Source organism: Streptomyces sp. NBC_01428 (assembly GCF_036231965.1).
Classification (GTDB): Bacteria; Actinomycetota; Actinomycetes; order Streptomycetales; family Streptomycetaceae; genus Streptomyces.
This window is the reverse complement of record NZ_CP109499.1, coordinates 50,607-76,766: the sequence shown is the minus strand read 5'-3', so window position 1 is coordinate 76,766 and position 26,160 is coordinate 50,607. Positions and strand designations below refer to the sequence as shown.

Here is a 26,160-nt window from a genome sequence, read left to right as displayed (position 1 = left end):
ATCGCCGACCGCTTCGTACGCGTCCTGCGCCACGTGGTCACCGCCCCCGACGCCCCCTCACCGCCCTCGACGTGCGCACCGACGCCGAACGCGAGGACCAGGCCCGCCGCAACGACACCGCCACCCCCCACGCCGCCACGACGCTGCCCGAACTCCTCGCCGCGCAGAGCACCCGCACCCCCGACGCCCCCGCCGTCATCCACGCCGCCACCACCCTGACCTACCGGCAGCTCGACGAGCGCGCCGGCCGCCTCGCCGCCCACCTGCGCGCCCACGGGGCCGGCCCCGACGTGCTGGTCGCCGTCGCCCTGCCCCGCACCGCCGACCTCGTCGTCGCCCTCCTGGCCGTCCTCAAGGCCGGCGCCGCCTACCTGCCCGTCGACCCCCGGCACCCGGCCGCCCGCACCCGCCTCCTGCTCACCACCGCCCGGCCCGCCCTGCTGCTCACCGACCGCGCCACCGCCCCCCAAGCGGGCCTCGACGCGGACGCGGCGCCCCTCCTGCACCTCGACGACCTCGATCTCACGGGCCCCGCCCCCCACCTGCCCGCGGTGCGGGTACGGCCGGACGACCTCGCCTACGTGATGTTCACCTCCGGCTCGACCGGCACCCCCAAGGGCGTCGCCGTCACCCACGCCGGCGTCGTCAACGGCATCACGGACCTGCGCCGCACCGTCCACGCCGGACCGGGGGAGCGGATGCTCGCCGCGACCTCGGTGAACTTCGACGTCTCCGTGTTCGAGATCTTCACCGCCCTCACCACCGGAGCGAGCGTCGAGATCGTCCGCGACGTCCTCGAACTCGCCGAACGCGACGCCTGGTCGGGCACCACCATCAGCGCCGTACCCGCCGTGTTCTCCGCCCTCCTGGACCACATCACCCAGCATCCCGGCAGCCTGCGCCTGACCGTGGACACCCTGATCCTCGCCGGCGAGGCCCTGACGGCCGACCTGGTGGACAAGGCCCGCACCGTGCTGCCCGGCGTACGCATCGTCAACGCCTACGGACAGACCGAAAGCTTCTACGCCACCACCCACACCCTGCCGGCCGGGCCCGCCCCCACCGGGGCGCTGCCCATCGGCAGGCCCCTGGCCAACCTGCGCACCCACGTCCTGGGCCCCGACCTCACCCCCGTCCCGCCCGGCGTGATCGGCGAACTCCACGTCGCCGGAATCCTCGCCCGCGGCTACCACGACAACCCGGCCGCGACCGCCCAGCGCTTCCTGCCCGACCCCTTCGGCGCGCCCGGCGAACGCATGTACCGCACCGGCGACCTGGCCCGCTGGGACACGGACGGCCACCTCGTCTACGCGGGACGCGCCGACACCCAGGTCAAGGTCAACGGCATCCGCATCGAACCCACCGAGATCGAGACCGTCCTGGCCCGCCACCCCGCCGTCGGCCAGGCCGTCGTCACCGTCCACCAGGACCCCGCCGCAGGACCCCGCCTGGTCGCCCACCTGGCGCCCCCGGCCACCGCCGAGGAGGCCGCCGCGCCGGCCGGCATCGACGAGAGCGACGTGCGGCGCTTCGCCGCCCGGCACCTGCCCGACTACATGGTGCCCGCCGCCCTCCTCACCCTGGAACGCCTCCCGCTGACCGCGAGCGGCAAAATCGACCGGGCCGCGCTGCCCGCCCCGGTGTTCACCAGCGCCGGACACCGCCCGCCGCGCACGGCCACCGAACAGATCCTGGCCGAGGTGTACGCCGACGTCCTGGCCGCCTCCCGGGTCGGCATCGACGACGACTTCTTCACCAGCGGCGGCGACAGCATCCGCTCCATCCAGGTCGTCGCCCGGGCCACGGCACGCGGCGTGCGGATCAGCACCCGCGACATCTTCGAGCACCGCACCATCGCCCGGCTCGCCGAACTGACCGAGGCCCGCGGCGCCGAGCAGCAACCGGTCCTGGCCGAACTGCCCGGCGCCGGCGTCGGCTGGGCCCCGCTGACCCCGACCGCCGCCCACGTCCTGGCCCTCGGCGCGGGCACCGGCCGGTTCTCCATGTCCGCCCTGCTGACCCTGCCCGACGGCATCACCCCCGCACAGCTCACCGCCACCCTGCAAACCCTCCTGGACCGGCACGACGTGCTGCGCTCCCGCCTCGTCCGCCTCCAGCCCGGCCTGCGCATGGAGCCCCCCGGCACCGTCGACGCCGCCACCCTGCTCCACCGCAGGCCCTACGACCCGGCAACCGTGCAGGGCGAACTCGACGCCGCCGCCTCCCGACTGGACCCCGACACCGGCGTGATGGCCCAGTTCGTCCACCTCACCGACGACACCGGACCCGGCCGGCTCCTCCTCGTACTGCACCACCTCGTCGTCGACGGCGTGTCCTGGCGGATCCTGCTGCCCGACCTGGCCGACGCCTGGCAGCACGTCCGCGACGGCCTCGAACCCCCACCCGCCCCCGCCTCCACCTCCCTGCGCCGCTGGGCCCACGCCCTGGCCGAGACGGCCAACACCCCCCAGCGGGAAGCGGAACTGCCCCACTGGCAGGAGATCCTCCGCGACGGCGAACCACCCCTGGGAAGCCGCCGCACCGACCCCGCCCAGGACACCGCCGCCACCACCGACACCGTCCGCGTCCGCATCCCCGCCGACACCACCCACACCCTGCTGACCACCCTGCCCGCCCTGTACCGCGGCGGCGCCGACGACGCCCTGCTCACCGGCCTCGCCCTCGCCCTCGCCCGCTGGCGCGCCCGCCACGACACCCCCGCCCCCGCGACACTGGTCCGCCTGGAGGGCCACGGCCGCGAGGAACACCTCGTCCCCGGCGCCGACCTGACCGCCACCATCGGCTGGTTCACCGCCATGTACCCGGTCCGCCTGGACCTCGCGGGCCTCGACCTCGCGGACGCCTTCGCCGGCGGCCCCGCCGCCGGAGCAGCACTCAAGGCCGTCAAGGAACACCTGCGGGCAGTCCCCGACAACGGCCTGGGCCACGGCCTGCTGCGCCACCTCAACCCCCGCACCGCCCCCGTGCTCGCCGCCCTGCCCCAGCCGCAGATCGGCTTCAACTACCTGGGCCGCGCCTCCACCGCCGACCTGCCCGAACACCTGCGGGGCGCCGGCTTCACCCCCGACACCGGCCACCAGGACCTGATCGCCGCCGACGACCCGGACATGCCCGTCCTGTCCGCCCTGGAGATCAACGCGGTCGCCGCACCCACCGACGAAGGCGACGAACTGAGCGCCTACTTCGGCTTCGCCACCGGCGTCCTGACCCGCCCGCAGGTCGCCGAACTCGCCGACCTGTGGGTCAAGGCCCTGACCGCCCTGGCCCACCACACCACCACCGACGGCGCCGGCGGCCTCACCCCCAGCGACGTGCCCCTGGCCGAGGTGTCCCAGCCCCAGATCGACACCTGGGAGCAGCGCCTGGGCCCCCTGGACCAGGTGTGGCCGGTGACCCCCGCCCAGTCCGGAATGCTCTTCCACACCCTGCTCGCCGCGACGTCCACCTTCGACGCCTACCGCATGCAACTGGTGTTCCACCTCAGCGGCACCGTCGACCCCCGGCGCATGCGCCGGGCCGCACAAGCCCTCCTGGACCGCCACAGGGGCCTGCGCGCCGCGTTCCTCGACCGCGCCGACGGCGAACCCCTCCAGGTGATCCCCACGACGGTGCCCCTTCCCTGGCAGCACCTCGACCTCACCGCCCACCCCCTGCCCGAACGCACCGCGGCGTTCGAGGACTTCCTCCGCCAGGACCGGGCCGCCCCCTTCGACATCACCACCCCGCCCCTGCTGCGGATCGCCCTCGTCCACCTGGAACCCGGCCGCACCGAACTGGTACTGACCGCCCACCACGCCCTCTTCGACGGCTGGTCCACCCCCCTGCTCCTGCAGGACCTCCTGCTCCTGTACGCGTCCGACGGCGACGCGGCCGCCCTGCCCGCCCCCCGCGACTTCGGCGACTTCCTGACCTGGCGCGCCCGCAGGGACGAACAGGACTCGGCACGCGCCTGGGCCGCCGAACTCGACGGCCTGAGCGAACCCACCCTGCTGGCCCCCGGCGCCGGCGACACGGGAGACGAAGGCCTCGACGAGGTCGACGTCCCCCTCCCGCCCGAGCTGGCGAGCGAACTGGGCCGCTGCGCCACCCGCCTGGGCGTCACCGCCAACACCCTGCTCCAAGGCGCCTGGGCGCTGCTCATCGGCCAACTCACCGGACGCCGGGACGTGGTGTTCGGCGCCACCGTCTCGGGCCGCCCGGCCCAGGTCACCGGCGTCGAGTCGATCGTCGGCATGTTCATCAACACCCTGCCGGTCCGCGTCGCGCCCGCCCCCGGCGAGACCCTCGCCGGCCTCCTGAGCGGCCTGCAGAGCCGCCAGGCGGCCCTGTCCGACCACCACCACGTGGGCCTCACCGACATCCAGCAGCCCACCGGCCTGCCCGCCCTCTTCGACACCCTCGTCGTCTTCGAGTCCTACCCCGTCGACCAGAAGGGCCTGCAAGCAGCCGGCGACGCCACCGGCGGCCTCACCGTCACCGGCCTGCGCCACGCCACCGGCACCAACTACCCGCTCACCCTGACGGCACTGGTCGAACCCCGCCTCGCGCTCACCCTGCAGTACGCGCGCTCCGTCTTCGACCGCGACACCGTCGAGGACTACGCGGCCCGCCTGGTGCGCGTCCTGGCCCGGCTCGCGGACAACCCCGACCTGCCCGCCGCCCGCCTCGACACCCTCACCGACGGCGAACGCGAGCGGCTCCTTCTCGACTTCAACGACACCGCCGCCCCCACCCCCGACACCACCATCAGTGCGCTGATCGAACAGCAGGCGGCCCGCACCCCCCACCAGAGTGCCCTCGTCGCCGACGACACCACGCTCACCTACCAGGAACTGAACCGCCGGGCCGACCGCCTCGCCCACCACCTGGCCGAGCACGGCGTGGGAGCGGAGTCACTCGTCGCACTGTCGCTGCCCCGCACCGCGGACCTGGTCATCGCCCTGATCGCCGTCCTCAAGGCGGGCGGCGCCTACCTGCCGCTCGACCCCAAGTACCCCGGACAGCGCCTCGCCGCCATCCTCAGCGACGCCCGGCCCGCCCTCGTCCTCACCGACACCGCCACCTCCGCCCTCCTGCCCGACCACGAGGCCCCCACCGTCCTGATCGACACCCTCGACCTGCCCGACCCGCCCGCCACCGCACCCCGACAGGCCGTGCACACTCAGCAGTTGGCGTACGTGATGTACACCTCCGGCTCCACCGGCCGGCCCAAGGGCGTCGCCATCACCCACGCGGGCGTCGTCAACGGCGTACTGCACCTCGCCGACCGGCTGGGCCTCGGACCGGGCAAGCGGCTCCTCGCGGGAGCATCGGTCAACTTCGACGTCTCGGCGTTCGAGATCTTCACCACTCTCGCCACCGGCGGCACCGTCGAACTGGTCCGCGACGTCCTGGTCCTGGCCGAGCGCGAGCACTGGAGCGGCAGCGTCATCTCCACCGTGCCCTCCGCCTTCGCCGAACTCCTCGACCGGATCAGCGGCCGCACCCAGGTGGACAGCGTCGTCTTCGCCGGCGAAGCCCTGCCCACCACCCTCGTCGACCGCACCCGCCAGGCCTTCCCCGGCATACGCGTCCTCAACGCCTACGGCCAGAGCGAGACGTTCTACGCCACCACCCACACCGCCACCGACACCCCCCAGGACACCGGGGCGGGCGGCAGCATCCCGCTGGGCACCCCGCTCGCCAACATGCGCGCCTACGTCCTGGGCCCCGGCCTCACCCCGGTCCCGCCCGGCGCGGTCGGCGAACTGTACGTCGGCGGGGCCATCGGCCGCGGCTACCACGACCGCCCCGCCCTGACCGCCGCCCGCTTCGTCCCCGACCCCCACGGCGCGCCCGGCGCCCGCATGTACCGCACCGGCGACCTCGCCCGCTTCACCGCCGAGGGCCTGCTGGAGTACGCGGGCCGCTCCGACGCCCAGGTCAAGGTGCGCGGCTTCCGCGTCGAACCCGGCGAGATCGAGGCCGTCCTCACCACCCACCCGCACCTCGCCCAGGCCGCCGTCATCACCCGCGGCACCGGCACCGCCACCCGCCTGATCGGCTACGCCGTACCCGCCCGGGAGACCACCGCCCAGGAGATCCGCCGCTTCGCCGCCGAGCACCTGCCCGACTACATGGTGCCCTCCGCCGTCGTCCTGCTGGAGCGGCTGCCGCTGATGCCCAACGGCAAACTCGACCGGGCCGCCCTGCCCGAACCCGAGTACACCGGCGCCCCCTACCGCGCCCCGCGCACCCCCCGCGAGGAAACCCTGGCCGCCCTGTTCGCCGAAGTCCTCGGCCTGGACCGGGTCGGCATCGACGACGGCTTCTTCGAACGCGGCGGACACTCCCTGCTCGCCACCCGCCTCATCGCCCGCGCCCGCGCGGACATGGGCATCGAAATACCCATCCGCACGATCTTCGACCTGCCCACCGTGGCCGAACTCGCCACATGGTCCCAGGAATCGGCCGCCCCCCGCCGCCCCAGCCTGCGCCAGATGTTCGCAAAGGAGTGAACGTTGACTTCTCCCCCTCATAGAAGAGGGGGATTCCTATGGCTCGCGCCGTGGGGTTTCCTGCTTCGTCGCCGACTGCCCGCCCGGAGTGCTCCGTTGAGGTCTTACACCAGCTCCACAGGCTGTCACCGCCAGTCCGGCGGCCAGCAGGTTCTTCGCCGCGTTCACGTCCCGGTCGTGGGTCGCGCCGCAGTCGCAGGTCCAGGTACGGACATGCAACGGCATCTGCTTCTTGAGGGTGCCGCAGCGGGAGCACAGTTTGGAGGAGGGGAACCACCGGTCGACGGCGATCACCTCGCGCCCGTACCACCGGGCTTTGTACTCCAGCAGGCTCCGGAAGTCTGCCCATCCCGCGTCCGAGATGGCTCGGGCCAGGTTCCGGTTTTTGACCATGTTGCGTACGGTCAGGTCCTCGATCACGAGCGTTTGGTTCTCACGTACGAGTCGAGTGGTCAGCTTGTGCAGGGTGTCACGGCGGCGGTCGGTGATGCGGGCGTGGATCTTCGCGACTCTGCGGCGGGCTTTGGCCCGGTTCGCGCCGCCACCGGAGGCCTTCTTCGCCAGTCGGCGCTGTGCCCTGGCCAGGGCAGCGCGGTCGCGGCGCTCGTGCCTCGGATTGGTGATCTTTTCGCCGGTCGACAGAGTCAGCAGGTGGTTCAGGCCGACATCGATACCCACGGCCGTGTCCGTTGCGGGCAGGGGCTGTACGGACGGATCGTCGCACAGCATCGAGACGAACCAGCGTCCGGCCGAGTCCTGGGAGACCGTCACCGTCGAAGGGGACACGCCGGCGGGCAGCGGCCTGGACCAGACGATGTCCAGCGGTTCACGCATCTTCGCGAGCGTCAGCCGGCCGTCCCGGAAACGGAACGCGCTGGTCGTGTACTCGGCGGACTTCCGCGACCTCTTCCGGGACTTGAACCTCGGATACTTCGCCCGGCGGGCGAAGAAGTTGGTGAACGCCACCTGCAGGTGCCGCAGGGCCTGCTGCAGCGGAACCGACGACACCTCGTTCAGGTAGGCCAGTTCCTCGGTCCTCTTCCAGGCCGTCAACATCGCCGAGGTCTGGTTGTAGTTCACCCGCTCCTGCCGCGTCCACGCCTGCGTCCGCGCGGCCAGCGCCAGGTTGTAGACCTTCCGCACACACCCGAACGTGCGCGACAGCTCGGCTGCCTGCGCATCAGTGGGACAGAAGCGGTACTTGAACGCCCGCTTCACGACAGTGGTCACAACTCACAAACTAGCGCCACCGTTTGTAGGAAAGCCGACGCGCTGGTCAGAGCGCTGTACTCCGCCTCGACGTCACATCAGCCCACACCCTGCTCCGCAGGAGACCGCTCTTTTCCCGGTCTGATGGCCGGGCTGCCCATGGAGGAGTTCCGATGATCCCGCTGTCATACGCCCAACGCCGCATGTGGCTCCTGCACCAACTGGAGGGCGGAGCGGCGACCTACAACATCTCGGCGGCGTTCCGGCTGACCGGCCCCCTCGACCAGGACGCCCTCACCGCCGCCCTGCGCGACGTGGCCGAACGGCACGAGATCCTGCGCACCCTGTACGCCCTCGACGACGCCGGCGAACCCTGCTCACGGCTCCTCGCCGCGACGGACACCGCACAGCAGGTCCGGGTGCGTGACGTGCCGCCCGCGGACGTGCCCGCCCTCATCGACGAGGCCGTCGCGCACCGCTTCGAGCTGACCGCCGAACTCCCGTGGCGCGCCGACATCCTGCGCTGCTCCCCGAACGAACACGTCCTGGTCCTGGTCATCCACCACATCGCCTCCGACGGCAGCTCCAGCGCCCCGATGATGCGCGACCTGTTCACCGCCTACACCGCCCGCACCCGGGGCGGCACACCCGACTGGGAGCCGCTGCCCGTGCAGTACAAGGACTACGCGCTGTGGCAGCGCGAGGTCCTGGGCGACCCCAGGGACGCGGGCAGCCTCGCCGCCGCCCAGGTCGAGTACTGGCGCAAGGAACTCGCCGGCGTCCCGCAACCGCTGAACCTCCCGCTGGACCGGCCCCGGCCCGCCGAGGCCGGCTCGCACGGCGACACCGTCCCCCTGCACGTCGACACCGCCACGACCACCGTCCTGCACCGGCTCGCCAAGGAACACGGCACCAGCATGTCGATGCTCCTGCAGGCCGCCCTGGCCGTCCTGCTCGGCAAACTCGGCGGCGGCGACGACGTGACGATCGGCTCCCCGATCGCCGGCCGCACCGACGAAGCCCTGGCCGACCTGATCGGCTGCTTCGTCAACACCCAGGTCCTGCGCGCCGACCTGGCCGACAACCCCGCCTTCACCAGCCTGCTGGCCCAGGTACGCGACAAGGCGCTGGCCGCCTACGAGCACCAGGACGTGCCCTTCGACGCGATCGTCGAGGCCATCAACCCCGAACGCTCCGCCGCCTACCAGCCGCTCTTCCAGGTGATCTTCTCCTGGCAGAGCTACGAGAAGCCCGGCTTCGAACTCGACGGCCTCGACGTCCGCTTCGAGCAGGCCATCCCCGAGACCGCCATGGTCGACCTCACCTTCTTCCTCACCACGGACGAGGCCGGAGCACTCCGCGGCGACCTGCAGTACGCCACCGACCTCTTCGACCGCGAGACCGCCCAGGAGATCTCCGCCCGCCTCACCCGCGTCCTGGAACAGTTCGCCGCCGACCCCTCCCTGCGCGTCAGCGACATCGACGTCCTCAACGCCCGCGAACACCAGCGCCTCACCGACGCCACCACCGCGGGCGCCCCGATCGAGGACACCACCCTGGCCGCCCTCTTCGAACGCCAGGCGGCCGCGCACGGCGACAGCGTCGCGGTGGTCTGCGAGGACACCACCCTCACCTACGGCGAGGCCAACGCCCGCGCCAACCGCCTCGCCCGCCACCTCGTCACCCGGGGCGTGGGCCCCGAGTCCCTGGTCGGCATCTGCCTGGAACGCTCCGCCGACCTCGTCGTCGCGATCCTCGCCGTCCTCAAGGCCGGCGGCGCCTACCTGCCCATCGACCCCGACTCCCCGGCCGACCGCATCGCCTACCTGATCCAGGACGCCGACCCCGTCCTCCTCCTCACCACCAGCACCACCCACGCCGCCCGCGACCTCGCCCCCCACCTGCCGCGCCTGCACCTCGACACACCCGACGCCCCCACCGAAACCGCCGACGCCGGTGACCTCACCGACGCCGAACGCCGCAGCCCGCTGCGCCCCGACCACCCCGCGTACGTGATCTACACCTCCGGGTCGACCGGCCGCCCCAAGGGCGTCCTCGTCCCGCACCGCAACGTCGTCGGACTCCTCACCGCCGCCCAGGACTTCGCCTTCGGCGCCGACGACGTGTGGACCCTCTTCCACTCCTACGCCTTCGACTTCTCCGTGTGGGAACTGTGGGGCCCGCTGCTGCACGGCGGCCGCCTGGTCGTCGTCCCCTACGACGTCTCCCGCTCCCCGGAGGACTTCCTGCAGCTCCTGGCCCGCGAACAGGTCACCGTCCTCAACCAGACCCCCTCCGCCTTCTACCAGCTCATCCAGGCCGACGCCCAGCACCCGGGCCGCGAACTGGCCCTGCGCTACGTGGTGTTCGGCGGCGAGGCCCTGGACCTGAACCGGCTCGGCGACTGGTACGAACGCCACGCGGACGACGCGCCCCTCCTGGTGAACATGTACGGCATCACCGAGACCACCGTGCACGTCACCCGCATCGACCTCGACGAGCACGCCGCCGCCCGCTACCGCGCCAGCGTCATCGGCCCGGCGATCCCCGGCCTCGCCGCCCACGTCCTGGACGCCGGCCTCAAGCCGGTACCCGCCGGCGTGACCGGCGAACTGTACGTCGCCGGCTACGGCCTGGCCCGCGGCTACCACGGCCGCCCCGGCCTGACCGCCTCCCGCTTCGTCGCCTGCCCCTTCGGCGCGCCCGGCGAGCGCATGTACCGCAGCGGCGACCTCGTCCGCCTCAGCCGGCACGGACAGCTGGAGTACGTCGGCCGCGCCGACTCCCAGGTGAAGATCCGCGGCTTCCGCATCGAGCTCGGCGAGATCGAACACGCCCTGGCCGGCCACCCCGCCGTCGCCGAGGCGGCCGTCCTGGTCCGCGAGAACGGCGACGGCGACAAACGCCTGATCGGCTACGTCGTCCCCGAACCCGGCACCGCACCGGACACCGCCGCGCTCACCGCCCACCTGCGCGAACGCCTGCCCGACTACATGGTCCCCGCCACCCTGATCACCCTGGAGCACATCCCGCTCACCTCCAACGGCAAACTCGACCGGCGCGCCCTGCCCGCCGAGGACACGGCCGCCGCCGCGACCGGCAGCGGACCGCGCAACTCCTACGAGGAACGGCTGTGCGCCCTGTTCGGCGAGCTGCTGGGCGTGGAGCAGGTCGGGGTCGACGACGGGTTCTTCGCGCTCGGCGGCCACTCGCTGCTGGCCACCCGCCTCAGCGTCCGCGTCCGCGGCGAGTTCGGCATCGACATCCCCATCAGGACGATCATCAAGTACCCCACGGTCGCCGAACTGGCCGCGCTGATGCTCGCCGGCGGTGTCCCCGCCGACGACGCCGACTCCTTCGCGGTCGTACTGCCCCTGAACAGCGACCCCGGCACCGGGAAGAAGCCGGTGTGGTTCTTCCACGGCGGCGGCGGCCTGGGCTGGGCCTACTACAGCTTCGTCACGCACCTGCAGGACCGGCCCGCCTACGCCCTGCAGTCCCGCGGCTCCGACGGCGCGGACACCCTCGCCTCCAGTGCGAAGGAGATGATCGACGACTACGTCACCCAGATCCTGCGCACCCAGCCCGAGGGCCCCTACAACCTCATCGGCTGGTCCTACGGCGGCACCGTCGTCCAGGCCGTCGCCGACGCCCTGGACCGGCTCGGACACCAGGTCGCCCTGGTGGCGATCCTGGACGCGCAGCCCGGCGGCCACGGATTCCGCGAGGTCCACGCCGGCAAGGACTCCGCCGACTACCGGGCCGAACTCGAGGACGACTTCAGCCAGTACATCCGCCTGGGCGGCCGGCAGGGCTTCCTGGACACCATGGCGAAGGTCCTCGCCAACAACGCCGCCCTGATGATGGACTTCGAATCGCCCGCCTACCGCGGCGACGTGCTGTATTTCAACGCGGCCCAGGAGGACACCTCCTACGCCCACCTGTGGCGGCCCTACGTCCTGGGCGCCCTGGACGTGCACACCATGAACGCCTCGCACCACGAGATGCACATGCCGGCGCCGGTCGCCGAGTTCTTCGAGATCGCCCGCGACCGGCTGGCATGACCGGCCGGCCGCCCGGTGCCCGGCACCGGACCGACACACGATCACACCGAACGGATGGGGGTGGGCCGCGGTGAGCGGACCCCGGACACAGCAGGAAGACCCGGAGCAGGCCACGCTGCTGTGCGTGCCGTTCGCGGGAGCAGGACCCTCGTTCTTCCACCCCTGGCGGGAGCTGTCCGCCGGCCGGTGGCGCGTCACCTCGGTCGAACTGCCCGGCCGGGAGCGGCGGATCCTGGACACGCCGTACCGCAACGTCGTCGAGGCGGCCAAGGGCTCCATCGACGACATCGTCGCCGACCTCGGCGAGGGCACCTCCACCGTGCTGTTCGGACACAGCCTGGGCGCGGTCCTCGCCTACGAACTCGCCCACCTGCTCACCCACCGCGGCGTGCACGTCGAGCGCCTGGTCGTCAGCGGCTCACCGGGCCCCTGGACCCAGCGCGAACGCCGTGCGACGGGCCTGCCCGACGAGGAGTTCCTCGCCCGCGTCGAGGAGTTCGCGGGTTTTCGGCACGAGGCCCTGGACCACCCGGAGATGCGGGAGCTGATCCTGCCGGTCCTGCAGGCCGACTGCGAGATGCACGAGAACTACGTCCCCTCCACCGACACCCCCCTCGCGGTGCCGGTCTGCTCCCTGCGCGGCGCCTGGGACGGGCTGGTCACCGCGGCCGAGGCCCGCCAGTGGCAGGACGCCACCACCGCCGGCTTCACCTACGCGGAGTTCCCCGGCGACCACATGTACCTCGTCGACCACGGCCGCGACATCCTGGACACCATCACCGCCCAGTCCGCCCAGTCCGCCCGGGACGGCCACTAGCCCCGCCCCGTACCCCGTGACGCCCTCAACTCCCTTGCCAGACAGGGCAGTTGAGGGCGTCGTCGGTAGCGGGGGAGGGGAGGGGAGGTGAAGGGGGGAGGGGAGATTGCGTACCCGGAGTCCCGCGGGGCCGGGGGGACCGGGGAGGCCGGCAGGCCCGCGAGGCCGGGGGCGGGGAGTGTCGGTCCGGGGCGGGGCCGGGTCCCGCCCCGGCGCGCCGGCCGCGCACGACGACGGCGGCGGCCGTCACGACCCTTCAGCGGGGTCGTGACGGCCGCCGTCACCCGACGGGGGAGCGGGGCGCTCAGGAGGGCGGCAGGCCGGGCCCGAACCAGGTGGTGAGCGCCCTGCGCAGGGCGGCGAGGTCGGGGCCGCCCGCAGTGGTGGCCCAGGCGACGTGGCCGTCGGGGCGGATCAGCAGGGCGGCGGGAGCGGGGATCTCACCGGCGGCGGGCACGAACCAGTGGTCGTCCTCGCTGACCGCCTCGACGACGTCGACGCGATCGGCCCAGGCGGCGGCCGCCGCCGTCACCTCCGCGCCCGCGCCCAGATCGAGCAGCACGGGCCGGCCCGCGTGCAGCAGTTCGCTGACACCGGTGATGCCGCCCGCCGTCTTGAGGTCCGCGTCGGGAACCCGGCGGCCCGACAGCAGGTGCCCGTCGTCGGCCGGGTAGCGGATGTCCAGGGCGGTGAGCATGTGCCGCAGATGCCGGTTGACGTCGTCGAAGACCATCAGCGAGCCGAACACCTCGCGCAGCGCGTCCGACTGCGGGCCGGGGCGGGCCAGCGCCGACTGCGCCCGGGTATTGTTCAGCACCCGCTCCGCGACCGGATGACGCTCGGCGTGGTAGCTGTCCAGCAGGCTCTCCGGAGCCCGGCCGCGCACCACCGAGGCCAGCTTCCACCCCAGGTTGACCGCGTCCTGCACGCCCATGTTCAGACCCTGGCCGCCGGCGGGGAAGTGGATGTGCGCGGCGTCCCCGGCGAGCAGCACCCGGCCCTGGCGGTAGCGGTCGGCCTGGCGGGCGGCGTCGTTGAACCGGGAGATCCAGCGCGGGCTGTGCATGCCGTAGTCGGTGCCGGCGAGCCGTACCAGCGAGTCCCGCAGCTGCTCGAAGCTGGGCGCCTCGTCACGGTCGGCGACCCGGTCGTACTCGGAGGTGATCACCCGGTACCAGCCGGGCTCGAAGGCGATCGCCGAGAAGTCGCCGCCCGCGCAGCGCCGGATCCACACGTAGTCCTCGGGCAGGCCGGGCAGTTCGACGTCGCCGATCAGCGCCGTCATCGTCGCCTCGGTGCCGGGGAAGCCGATGCCGGCCATTTTGCGCACCGTGCTGCGTCCGCCGTCGCAGCCCACCAGGTAGCGGGCGCGCAGCGTCCGCTGTCCGGGGCCGGCCGCACCCACCTGGACGCTCACGCCGTTCCCGTCCTGGTGGATCCCGGCGACCTCGGCGGAGCGCAGCACCCGCACGCCGAGTTCGCCCGCCCACTCCTCCAGCAGCCGCTCGATGGTGGACTGCAGGATCATCAGCGGATAGGGGTGACGGGACTCCGACTCCTCGAAGTCCAGGTAGAGGCCGGAGAAGTGGCCCACCGGCTGCAGTTCACCGGCCGCCAGGAACCGGTCCAGGACACCGCGCTGGTCCAGCACCTCCAGGGTCCGCGAGTGGATCCCGCCGGCCCGTGACTCGCCCGTACGCTCCGCGAGCCGTTCGAGGACCATCACGTCGACGCCCGCCAGCCGCAGCTCGCAGGCGAGCATCAGGCCCGTCGGCCCGGCACCCGCGATCACCACCTCGGCGTCCATGCCGGTGTCCCTCACGTCGTTCCCCCTTCGATTCCGCTGGGCCTTCGACGTCGTTGCGTCGCCTTCACGTTCACGCCCCCGCCCTCGGCCGGTCAACGCGGTCCCGCGCCCGCACGCGGCACGGCAGGGCGCACTTGCGCCGTCCCGCCGGCGGGACACCCCGCCCCGCGGCATCCCGCGCGGGGAAGGGGCCGGGGACGGTGCGCGGCGGGCAGCGTGCAGGCCGGCCCGTCCACCCTCAACCCCACCGGCCGGCCCCCACCGGGGCGGTGCCGGACCCGGTGTGGGCGGGGCCGGCGGCGGGTGACACTCCAGTCGGCCATGCGGCGAACGTGTCTCGCCGGCGGGACAGCACACCCGACCCCGGTGGCCGCGCGGACGGTGACGGCCCGACAGGTAAACACCGGACGCGAGCGGGCACTTTCGATCGGCGGAGGAAGGAACCGGCCATGGAATCGGCGCCGCAGGTGATCCACCCGCGAGGTGGACAGGACGAGACCGCACCACGCCAGGAGGCGCCCTCGGGCGGCCCGGTGCCGCTGGTGGACGAACTCGCCGCGCTGTGGGGGGAACTCCTCAACTGCCCCGAGGTGGGGCGGGACGACGACTTCTTCGCCCTCGGCGGCAACTCACTGACCGGCATCAAGATCATCGAACGGGTGGCGCAGGACTACGGCGTCCAGCTGTCCGTCCGCGACTTCTACCTGGCCCAGACCCCGGCCCGCGTCGCCGAACTGATCGAGCGGGAAAGGGCCCGGACATGAGACTGACGCCGGGTCCCGCGCGCGACATCGACCTCGATGCCGTCGACCTGTTCGACCTGGACCTCTACACGTCCGGCGACCCGCACCCCGTGTGGGACCTGATGCGCGCCAAGGCGCCCCTGCACCACCAGGTGCTGCCCGACGGACGGGAGTTCTGGTCGGTCACCCGCTACGAGGACGTGTGCCGTGTCCTGGGCGACCACCGCGAGTTCACCTCCGAACGCGGCACCGTCCCCACCCACCTCGGGCAGGACGACGTCGCCGCCGGCGTGCTGATGACCTCCACCGACCCGCCCCGGCACACCGAGGTCCGCAGGCCGCTGGGCTCCAAGCTCACCGCCCGCGCCGTCCGCTCCTGGGAGGACTCCATCCGCCGGACGGTGGTGCGCTTCCTCGAACCGGCCCTGGACGGCGAGGTGTTCGACCTCGCCGAGCGCGCCCTGCTCCTCCCGGCGATCGTCACCGGACCGCTGCTGGGCATCCCGGACAAGGACTGGGCCGAACTCGTCCAGCTGACCGCGATGGTCACCGCCCCCTCGGACCCGCACTTCCAACTGGGCAGCGAGGCCGCCACCCTGGCCATCTCCCACCACGAACTCGTCACCTACGTCACCGAGTGGGTCAAACGCCGCCGGGCCTCCGGCGACCAGGACGACAGCCTGCTCCACCACCTGATGAGCGTCCGCCCGGGCGGCGCACCGCTGAGCGACGAGGAGATCGCCCTCGACGGCTACAGCATCCTGCTGGGCGCCAACGTGACGACCCCGCACACCGTCTCGGGCACCGTGCAGGCCCTCATCGAGCGGCCCGAACAGTTCGACAAGGCCCAGGCCGACCCGACGCTGATCCCCAACCTCGTCGAGGAAGGGCTGCGCTGGACCTCGGCCGCCTGCAACTTCATGCGCTACGCCGTCACCGACGTCCCCATAGCGGGCGGCATCATCCCCGCCGGCGCCGCGGTCGTCGCCTGGATCGGATCGGCCAACCGGGACGCCTCCCAGTTCCCCGACCCGCACACCTTCGACATCACCCGCCCCAACGCCAAACGCCAGGTCGCCTTCGGCTTCGGCCCGCACTTCTGCATCGGCGCACCGCTGGCCCGCCTGACCCTGCGCGTCTTCTTCGAGGAACTCCTCGACCGGTTCGCCTCCCTCGACCTCGCCGGCGAACCGGAACACCTGCGCTCCTACTTCATCGCCGGCATGACCCACCTGCCCATCGCCGCCCAGAAACGGCCCACCCCATGACCGCCGCCCCCGCCACCGCCCCCTCACCGTGGTTCGTGCGGCCCCCCGCACCCCCCGTACCCGGCGGGCCGGCCACCCGCCTGTTCTGCCTGCCCTTCTCCGGCTCCGGGGCCTCCGCCTTCAGCGCCTGGCCGGCCACCGTCGGCGACGCCGAGGTCTGCCCCGTGCAGTTCCCCGGCCGCGAGAACCGCCTGGCCCACCCCCACTACGGCACCTACGAGCAGCTCGCCGCCTCCCTCGTCGACGCCCTCACCCCCCTGCTGGACACCCCGTTCGCGTTCTTCGGGCACTGCGCGGGCGCCCTGCCCGCCTACGAGAGCGTCCTGCTGCTGGCCGAACTCGGCCTGCCCACCCCGCAGTGCCTGTTCGTGTCGGGCCAGCCCGCCCCCCACGAGGCCGCCCGCGACCGGATGCTCTCCCTGACCGACGACGAACTGCGCACCGAACTGGAGACGTTCCTGCGCGGCCGGGGCATCGAACCCCGCCCCGACATGATCGACATGGGCATGTTCGTCCTGCTGCGCGACCACGCCGCCGCAGGCGCCTACCGGCGCACCGAACCCGCCCGCGTCGACTGCCCCGTCGTCGTCCTGCACTGGAGCCAGGACGAGGACGTCAGCCTCGAAGACCTCCAGGGCTGGCGCCACTACGCCGACTCGGTCGAGATCCGGGTCGTCGAGGGCGGCCACTACGACTTCATGGACGCGCCGCAGGACCTGCTCACCACACTCGCCCGCGGACGATGAACGCGCCGCGGCCCGGCGCGGGCCGTGCGCCGAGGCAACCGGAAGGGATACGTATGAGTGGCACAGCCACTGCCATCGCCGTCATCGGGATGTCGTGCCGCTTCCCCGGCGTCGACGGCCTGGACGCCTTCTGGCGCCTGCTGACCGAGGGCGAGTCGACCCTGGGAACGTTCCCCCCGCAGCGGGCGGCCGACGCCCGCCCCTTCCCTGCCGGCCACCCGGACGCCGACACCCTCACCACGGGCTCGTTCTTCGACGCCGTCGACGGCTTCGACACCGACTTCTTCACCACCGGCGCGGCCGAGGCCGCGGCCATGGACCCCGCCCAGCGGCTGGGACTCGAACTGGCCTGGGAGGCCGTCGAGGACGCCCGCATCCCCGCCCACGCGCTCGCCGGCCGCGACATCGACGTCGTCGTGGGCAGCGCACCCTCCGGCTACGAACTGCTGCGCACCCTCTCCGGCGCCGACCGTGACGACCACTACGCCGCGCTCGGCTCCAGCGGTGCTCTGATCGCCAACCGGATCTCCGCCCTGTTCGACGTGCGCGGCCTGAGCGTGTGCGCGGACTCCGGCCAGTCCTCCTCCCTGGTGTCGCTGGCCCTGGCATGCGACCGGATCGCCGCCGGCGCCGTCGACATGGCGATCGCCGGCGGCGTGCACCTGATCGTCGACCCGCAGGCGGGACTCGGCCTGGCGAACCTGGGCGCCCTGTCACCCGAGGGACGCTGCTTCACCTTCGACGAACGCGCCGGCGGCTTCGCCCGCGGCGAGGGCGGCGCGTTCGTCGTCCTCAAACGCCTCGACCTCGCCGTCGCCGACGGCGACCCCGTCCACGCCGTGGTCCGCGGCTGGGGCGTGAGCAGCGGCGGAGCCTCGACCCGGATGCCCGACCCCAGCCCCGAAGGACAGGCCGCCGCCATCCGCGCCGCCCTGCGGCGCGCGGACATCGACTTCGACAGCGTGGACTACGTCGAGGCCCACGGCACCGGCACCCGGCTCGGCGACCCGGCCGAGATCGCCGGCCTGCGCGCGGTGTCCGAACACAGCGGCCGCAGCCGCCCCCTGGTCGTCGGCTCGGTGAAGACCAACGTCGGACACCTGGAGCCGGCCGCGGGCATCACCGGCCTGGTCAAGACGGCACTGTGCGTGGAGCGCGGCCACCTGGTGGCCAGCCTCAACTTCCGCACCCCCAACCCCGCCATCCCCGACTTCCTCGACGACTTCGAGGTCCTCTCGGCCCCCCGGCCCTGGCCCGGCACACCCGGCCGGCCGCGCCGCGCCGGCGTGTCCGCGTTCGGCATGGGCGGCACCAACGCCCACGTCATCCTCGAACAGGCCCCCACCCCGGCCCCCGCACCCCAACTCCCCGCCAACGAGGAGGACATGAGCCCGGCGGGCGGCTTGGGGACACTCCCGTGGGTGCTGTCCGCCCGCACGCCGCAGGCCCTCGCCGAACAGGCGGCCCGCCTGCGCGACCACGTGGCCGCCGACCCCTCGCTCAGCGCCGCCGACGTGGGCCACTCGCTGCTCGCCACCCGGGCACGGTTCGAGCACCGCGCCGTGGTCCTGGGCGAGAGCCGCCAGGAAGCACTGGAGGGCCTGGCCCTGCTCGCCGCCGGCGCCGCCGCGGCCCGCACGGTCCGCGGCACGGCGAGCGGCGCGAGGGGCCCGGTCGTCTTCGTCTTCCCCGGCCAGGGATCCCAGTGGCCCGCCATGGGCAGACAGCTCTACACGCAGTCACAGGTCTTCGCCCGCTCGATCGACGCCTGCGCCAAGGCTCTTGAGCCGTTCGTGGACTGGTCGCTGGTGGACGTCGTGACCGGCGCGCCGTCGGCCGCCCCGCTGGAGCGGGTGGACGTCGTCCAGCCGGCCCTGTTCGCGATGATGGTGTCGCTGGCCGAACTGTGGCGCTCCCTCGGTGTGGTCCCCGACGCCGTGATCGGGCACTCCCAGGGCGAGATCGCCGCGGCCTGCGTCTCGGGCGCCCTCACACTGGACGACGCGGCACGCGTCGTCGCCCTGCGCAGCCAGGCGCTGAAGGCACTGGCCGGACTCGGCGGGATGAGCGCGGTCGCCGCCCCCCGGGCCTGGGTCCAGGAACGGCTGGAGCACTGGCCGGGCCGGCTGTCGACGGCCGCCGTCAACGGGCCCGCGTCCGTGGTGATCTCCGGGGACGACGAGGCACTCGACCAGTTCGCCGCCGAGGCCGCCGCCGACGGGGTCCGGGTGCGACGGGTCAAGGTCGACTACGCCTCCCACTCCCACCACGTCGAACGCATCCGGGAACACCTCCTCGCCGACACCGCGGGCATCGCACCGCGGGAGGCGGCGGTCACCTTCCACTCCACGGTCACCGCGACCGCCCTGGACACCCGCACCCTGGACGGCTCCTACTGGTACGACAACCTGCGCTCGCAGGTCCGCTTCGCCGACGTCGTCGACACCCTGATGCGCGAACCCGGCGCGGTGTTCGTCGAGGTCAGCCCGCACCCCGTGCTCCAGGTGGCGATGGAGGAGGCCGCGGACACGCTGGTGGCCCCGCCGCTGCTGGCGAGCACCCTGCACCGCCGCGACGGCAGCGCCGCAACGGTGCTGGCCTCCCTGGCCCAACTCCACGTGCGGGGTGTGCCGGTGAACTGGACGCCCGCGTTCGCCGGACACCGCCCGCGCACCGTCCCCCTGCCCTCCTACCCCTTCCAGCGCCGCCGGTACTGGCTGACCGCCCCCGACGGCCCGGACGGCCCCGGCATCCCGGCGGCCGCCGCACCCGCCCCGGGCACCAGGACCGCGGACCTCACCTCGCAGGCGGCGGTACTGGCCCTGGTGTGCGCCGAGACGGCGGCCCTGCTGGGCGTCAAGGACGCGGGCATCACGGGCGCCGACATCGCGGCCCGCCCCGAGGACACCTTCAAGGCGCTGGGCTTCGACTCCGCGATGGCGGTGGGCCTGCGCGGCCGGCTCGCCGCGGCGGCGGGCCTGCGCCTGCCGGCCACCGTCGCGTTCACCTACCCCACCGCGCACGCGCTCGCCCGCCACCTCTTCACCCTGCTGCAGCCGCAGACGCCCGCCGCCCCGCGGCCGGACACGCAGCCGCCGGCGGCCGAGGAGACGCGGCAGGCCCCGGATGTGCCGGACGTGCCGGGCGGGCCGCAGAGCGGCAGTGACGACGATCTGTACGCGCTGATCGAGCGCGGATACGTGTAGCAACACCGTTCGTATTGGCAACTGTTGGGGGAGGCCCTGGTGGAGGATGTCGACAAGCTCCGGTCCTACTTGCGACGCGCCGTCGGCGACGCGCAGGAGCTGCGTGAGCGGGTGCGCGAGCTGGAGGAGTCCGCACGCGAGCCCATCGCGGTCGTGGGCGTGGGGTGTCGCTTCCCGGGCGGGGTGACCTCGCCCGAAGGGCTGTGGGACGTCGTGTCCGACGGCGTGGACGCGATGGGCGACTTCCCCCGCGACCGCGGCTGGGACCTGGACGCGCTGTACGACCCGGACCCCGAGGCACACGGCAGGACGTACACCCGCACCGGCGGATTCCTGGACGGCCTCGCCGAGTTCGACGCGCCGTTCTTCGGGATCAGCCCGCGCGAGGCGCTGGCGATGGACCCCCAGCAGCGCCTCATGCTGGAGACCTCCTGGGAGGCGCTGGAGCGGGCGGGCATCGACCCGGCCGGCCTGCGCGGCTCGCCGACCGGCGTGTTCACCGGCCTGTACGCCGTCGACTACGGCCCGCGGATGGGCGGCGGGGCGGCCGGCGACGTGGAGGGCTTCGCGATCGCCGGCACCTACACCAGCGTCGCCTCGGGCCGGGTGGCCTACGTCCTGGGGCTGGAGGGCCCGGCCCTGTCCACCGACACCGCCTGCTCGTCCTCGCTCGTCGCCGTCCACCAGGCCGTGCGGTCCCTGCGTTCGGGGGAGTGCACGCTGGCCCTGGCGGGCGGGGTCTCCACGCTGCCCACGCCGGGCCTGTTCGTGGAACTCGCCCGCCAGCGGGGCCTGTCCGAGGACGGCCGGTGCAAGGCGTTCGCGGACGCCGCGGACGGCACCGGCTTCTCCGAGGGCGCGGGCGTCCTGGTCCTGGAGAAACTCTCCGACGCCCTGCGCAACGGCCGCCGTATCTGGGCGGTGATCCGCGGCTCCGCGGTCAACCAGGACGGCGCCTCCAACGGGCTGACCGCGCCCAGCGAACTGGCGCAGCGGCGCGTCATCCGCGCCGCCCTGGCCGACGCCGCACTGCCCGCCGCCGCGGTGGACGCGGTGGAGGCGCACGGCACCGGCACCCGGCTGGGCGACCCGATGGAGGCTGAGGCCCTGCTCGCCACCTACGGCCAGGACCGGGAGGCGGACCGCCCGCTGTGGCTGGGGTCGCTGAAGTCGAACATCGGCCACACCCAGGCGGCGGCCGGGGTGGGCGGCATCATCAAGATGGTCATGGCGATGCGGCACGGGGTGCTGCCCCGCACCCTGCACGTCGACCGCCCCTCCAGCCATGTCGACTGGACGGCCGGCGCGGTGCGACTGCTCACCGAGGCCCGCGACTGGACCGGCACGCCCGAGCGGCCCCGCCGGGCCGGGGTGTCCAGCTTCGGCATCAGCGGCACCAACGCCCACCTCATCCTCGAACAGCCCCCGCACGACACCGGACAACCCCATGACAACCACGGCCGCAGTGACGGCCACGGTGTCGGTATCGGCACGGGTGCGGGTGTGGCCGGGCAGGCCCCCGACGCCGTACCGGCCGCCCGCACACCCGCCGGCACACCCGCCTCCCCGCCCGCCACCGCCCCGCCGGCCACCGCGGCCCCGGGCGGTGTGCTGCCGTGGGTGCTGTCGGCGAAGTCCCCGGAGGCCCTGCGCGGCCAGGCCCGGCTGCTGCACGAGCGCCTCACGGCCGCCCCCGGTCTGCCGCTCGACGCCCTCGGACACGCCCTGGTGAGCACCCGCTCCCTGTTCGACCACCGCCAGGTGGTGATCGGCACCGGCCGCCAGGACCTCCTGGCCGCCCTGGCCGCCGTCGCCGCCGGCGAGGACAACAGCCCCGCCGCCCTGGTGTCGGGCGTCGCGAAACCGGCCGGCCGCACCGTCTTCGTGCTGCCCGGACAGGGCGCCCAGTGGGTCGCGATGGGCCGGGAACTGTGGGAGACCTCCCCGGTCTTCGCCCAGGCGCTGCGCGCCTGCGCCAAAGCCCTGGAGCCGTATGTCGACTGGCCGCTGATCGACACCGTGTGCGGCGGCCCGGACGCCGCCGACCTGGACGACATCGACGTCGTCCAGCCGGCCCTGTTCGCCGTGATGGTCGCACTGGCCCAGGTGTGGCGCTCGCTGGGTGTGACACCCGACGCGGTCATCGGCCACTCCCAGGGCGAGATCGCCGCCGCCCACATCGCCGGCGCCCTGACCCTGGACGACGCCGCCAGGATCGTCGCCCTGCGCTCCCGGCTGCTGGCCACCGCCGCCGGACAGGGCAGCATGGCCGCGATCCTGCTGCCCGAACAGCGGGTGGCTGAACTGCTGGAGCGGTGGGCGGGCCGGGTCGGCATCGCCGCGGTCAACGGACCGGGCTCCACGACCGTCTCCGGCGAGAGCACCGCGGTACGGGAACTGGTCGCCGCCTGCGAGGCCCAGGGCGCCCGCGCCCGCCTGGTCAAGTCCAGCGTGCCCGGCCACTCCCGGCTCATGGACCAGTTCCACGACGCGCTCCTCGACGGCCTGGGCCGCATCACGCCCCACCCGACCACGGTGCCGATCTACTCCACGGTGACCGGCGACCTGATCGACCCCGCCGCCCTGGACAGCGCCTACTGGTTCCGCAACCTGCGCGAACCCGTCCGCTTCCACGCCGCCATGCGGCGCCTGGCCGCCGAACAGCCCACCGGCACCGTCATCGAGCTCAGCCCGCACCCGCTGCTCACGATGAACATCCAGGAGATCCTCGACACCACCCCCGGCGCCACCGGCTTCGCGGTCGGCTCACTGCGCCGCGGCGAGGGCGGACTCGCCCGCCTGTACCGCTCGGCCGCCGAAGCCTTCGTCGCCGGCACCCCGGTGGCCTGGCAGGCCGCCTTCCCCGGCCAGGACGGCCCGCCGCCCGACCTGCCCACCTACGCCTTCCAGCGCCGCCGCTACTGGCTGGACACCCCCGGCGAGTCCACCGCCCTGTCCACCTCCGACCACCCCCTGCTCGACGCCGTCGTCGACCTGCCCGCAGGCGCCGACGCCACCGGCGGCGGTGTGGCGGCCCGCGGACGCCTGTCGCTGGAACGCCACCCCTGGCTCGCCGAGCACACCGTCCACGGCGCCGCCCTGGTCCCCGCGACCGTGCTGGCCGAACTCGCGGCATGGGCTGCGGACAAGGCCGGCTGCCCCGCCGTCGGCGAACTCACCCTGGAGACACCCCTGGTGCTCTCCCGCACCGCCGAACGCGACCTGCGCGTCGTCATCGACGCGGACCGCGTCCTGAGCGTGCACTCCCGCGCCGACGGCGAGACCCGCTGGACCCGCAACGCGGTGGGCACCGCCACCCCCGACACCTCGGCGGCCCCCGGCGCCTCGGCCGGTCCTGTGCCGGAGAGCCTGGCCGTGTGGCCGCCCACAGGCGCCGACCCCGTCCCCTTCGAGGACGAGTACACCCGCCTCGCCGCCCTCGGCATCCACCACGGACCCCTGCTGCGCGGCCTGACCAAGGTGTGGCGCCGGGGCGAGACCCTGTTCGCCGAGGTCGAACCCGCCCCCGACGGCACCGGCCGGACCGGTTTCCGGATCGACCCCGCCCTGCTCCACGCGGCGCTCCTGCCCGTCGGCCTGGGCGAGTTCGTCGACACCACCCGCCCCGAGGGCTGGCTGCCGCTGCGCCTGACGGGCCTGCGCGTCAGTGCCGCCCGCCCCGGCCCGCTGCGCGTGCGCCTGGCCCCCGCGGGGCCGGACACGCTGTCGGTGAGCATCGCGGACCAGCACGGAACACCCGTCGCCTCCATCGCCGCCCTGACCCTGGCCCCGGCGGACGCGGGACAGCTGACCGCGCTGGGCTTCGACACCCGCGACGCCCTCTTCCGGATCGACTGGACGCCCCTGCCCGTCCCGGCCACCACCGGCCCCTACGCGGTCCTCGCCGCACCCGGCAGCCCGCCCGCCGCCCCTCCCGCACAGGGCGACACCGTGTTCGCCTCGCCGGCCCAACTCGCCGCCTCCGGACGGGAGATACCCCCGCTCGTCATCACCGCCCTCGACGACCCGGAGACCCGCACCGGCAGCGACGCGGAGGTTCCGGCCGCCACCGAGCGGGCCCTGCACCGCGTCCTCGGCCGGGCCAAGGACTGGCTCGCCGACGACCGGTTCTCCGCCTCCCGCCTGGTCCTGGTGACCCGCGGCGCGTTCGGCGACGGCCCCGGCGCCCCCGCCGACCCGGTGGCCGCCGCGGTCTGGGGATTCCTGCGCACCGCGCAGACCGAGAACCCGGGCCGCTTCACCCTCGTCGACACCGACGGCCTGCCCGCCTCGCACGCCCTGGTCCCGGCGGCCGCCGCCACCGCGGAGGCCCAGCTCAAGATCCGCGCCGGCGCCGTGACCACCCCGCAGCTGGCCCCCCTGCCCGACCCCGCCACCACCGGCGACACCCGCACCGGCGAACAGGACACACCCGCGCTCGGATCGGGCACCGTACTGATCACCGGCGGCACCAGCGGCCTGGGCGCGCTGCTGGCCCACCACCTCGTACGACGGCACGGCGTGCGACGCCTGCTGCTGACCAGCAGGCGCGGACCGGACGCCCCCGGCGCGGCACAACTGCACGAGGAACTGGCCGCCGCGGGCGCCCAGGTGGAGATCGTCGCCTGCGACGTCACCCACCGCGCCGCGGTCGCCGCCCTGATCGCCGCACGCCCGGCCGGCCACCCGCTGTCCGCGGTGATCCACTGCGCCGGTGTCCTCGACGACGGCGTCGTCGAGGCCCTCACCGAGGACCGCGTGGACGCGGTCCTGGCACCCAAGACGCACGGCGCCTGGAACCTGCACGAGCTGACCCGGCACCTGGACCTGTCCGCGTTCGTCCTGTTCTCCTCCGTCGCCGGCGTGCTGGGAACCGCCGGACAGGCCAACTACGCGGCCGCCAACGCCTTCCTCGACGCCCTCGCCGACGCCCGCACCGCCGCCGGACTGCCCGCCACCGCACTGTGCTGGGGCTTTTGGTCCCAGCGCAGCGAGATGAGCGCCGACCTCGCCGACGCGGACATCGTCCGCCTGCAACGCCAGGGCATCCAGCCCATGTCGACGGACCAGGGACTCGCCCTCTTCGACGCGGCACTGCACGCGCACCGCCCGGTCCTGGTGCCCACCCGCCTGCACCGCCCCGCCCCCGGCACACCCGCCGTCCCGGTCTCCCCGCTGCTGCGCGCCCTGACCGGCACACCGGCGACGACGGACGGCCCCGCCGGCCCCGAGCCGGCCGGCACCACGCTCGCCGAGCAGCTCGCCGGCCTCTCGCCCGCCGACGCGCAGACCCTGCTCCTGGACACCGTCCGGGCACAGACCGCGGCCGTCCTGGGCCACCCGGACACCACACGGATCGGCCCGGCCGCCACGTTCCGCACCCTGGGGATCGACTCGCTCACGGCGCTGGAACTGCGCAACAAACTCTCCGCGGTCACCGGCCTGAAGCTGCCCGCCACGCTCGTGTTCGACCATCCCACCCCGGGCGCCCTCGCCCAGTTCCTCACCGGGAGCATCGCCCCCGGACCCGCCCAGGAGCCCGAGTCGGCGGCCGGTCATCTGGCCCAGGAGATCGAGGAACTGGGCGCCCGGCTGGAGGACGCGTTCCTGCTCCTCGCACACAAGGACCAGACCACCATTTCCACTCTGCTCGGCGAGCTCCAGGGCCGAGTCCGTTCACTGGCGGGCGCCGGATCACCGGTCGGCATCGCCGACCAGATCAGTTCGGCCTCGGCGGGAGACCTTCTCGCGCTGCTGGACAAAGAGCTCGGCTAGGGGAGAG

Annotated in this window: 9 protein-coding genes and 1 pseudogene; 8 read left to right on the top strand and 2 right to left on the bottom strand. The window is 73.6% G+C overall.

Features of this window, described 5'->3' with window-relative positions:
• Positions 1-71: 71 nt before the first annotated feature.
• Positions 72-6,518, top strand: a complete 6,447-nt coding sequence (locus tag OG406_RS00225) for an amino acid adenylation domain-containing protein (RefSeq protein ID WP_443067034.1) — start codon at positions 72-74, stop codon at positions 6,516-6,518.
• Between the two features lie 36 nt (positions 6,519-6,554).
• On the opposite strand, the gene OG406_RS00220 is transcribed toward OG406_RS00225, so the two are convergent.
• Entirely contained in the window at positions 6,555-7,748 is a 1,194-nt protein-coding gene (locus tag OG406_RS00220; RefSeq protein WP_329183071.1) for an RNA-guided endonuclease InsQ/TnpB family protein, read from the bottom strand.
• A gap of 152 nt (positions 7,749-7,900) precedes the next feature.
• On the opposite strand from OG406_RS00220, the gene OG406_RS00215 reads away from it, so the two are divergent.
• Together OG406_RS00215 and OG406_RS00210 are read left to right on the top strand one after the other, a co-directional pair.
• Positions 7,901-11,791, top strand: a complete 3,891-nt coding sequence (locus OG406_RS00215) for a non-ribosomal peptide synthetase (protein ID WP_329183069.1) — start codon at positions 7,901-7,903, stop codon at positions 11,789-11,791.
• Positions 11,792-11,861: 70 nt separating this feature from the next.
• Positions 11,862-12,608, top strand: coding sequence for a thioesterase II family protein (locus OG406_RS00210; protein WP_329183067.1), 747 nt, complete (start codon positions 11,862-11,864; stop codon positions 12,606-12,608).
• Between the two features lie 304 nt (positions 12,609-12,912).
• Here the strand turns inward: OG406_RS00210 and OG406_RS00205 are convergent, their stop codons facing one another.
• Positions 12,913-14,430, bottom strand: a complete 1,518-nt coding sequence (locus OG406_RS00205) for an FAD-dependent monooxygenase (RefSeq protein WP_329183066.1) — start codon at positions 14,428-14,430, stop codon at positions 12,913-12,915.
• A 434-nt stretch (positions 14,431-14,864) separates the two neighbouring features.
• Here OG406_RS00205 and OG406_RS00200 point away from each other — a divergent pair, with 434 nt between their 5' ends.
• The 5 genes and pseudogenes from OG406_RS00200 to OG406_RS00180 form a co-directional block, all read left to right on the top strand.
• Positions 14,865-15,179: a phosphopantetheine-binding protein gene (locus tag OG406_RS00200; RefSeq protein WP_164370958.1), complete on the top strand. Its 315-nt coding sequence runs from the start codon at positions 14,865-14,867 to the stop codon at positions 15,177-15,179.
• Positions 15,176-16,426 carry a cytochrome P450 gene (locus OG406_RS00195; protein ID WP_329183063.1) on the top strand — a complete coding sequence of 417 codons (1,251 nt, stop codon included), beginning with the start codon at positions 15,176-15,178 and terminating at the stop codon, positions 16,424-16,426. Before OG406_RS00200 ends, OG406_RS00195 begins: the two co-directional genes overlap by 4 nt.
• A complete protein-coding gene (locus tag OG406_RS00190; protein ID WP_266621092.1) occupies positions 16,423-17,172 on the top strand; it encodes a thioesterase II family protein in 750 nt (249 codons plus the stop codon). The genes OG406_RS00195 and OG406_RS00190 overlap by 4 nt, the downstream gene beginning before the upstream one ends.
• 53 nt (positions 17,173-17,225) lie before the next feature.
• Complete coding sequence (locus OG406_RS00185; protein WP_329183061.1) at positions 17,226-20,378, top strand: type I polyketide synthase; 3,153 nt, start codon at positions 17,226-17,228, stop codon at positions 20,376-20,378.
• A 75-nt stretch (positions 20,379-20,453) separates the two neighbouring features.
• Positions 20,454-26,153, top strand: a pseudogene (locus OG406_RS00180) (SDR family NAD(P)-dependent oxidoreductase); the annotation flags it as partial.
• Positions 26,154-26,160: the final 7 nt, after the last annotated feature.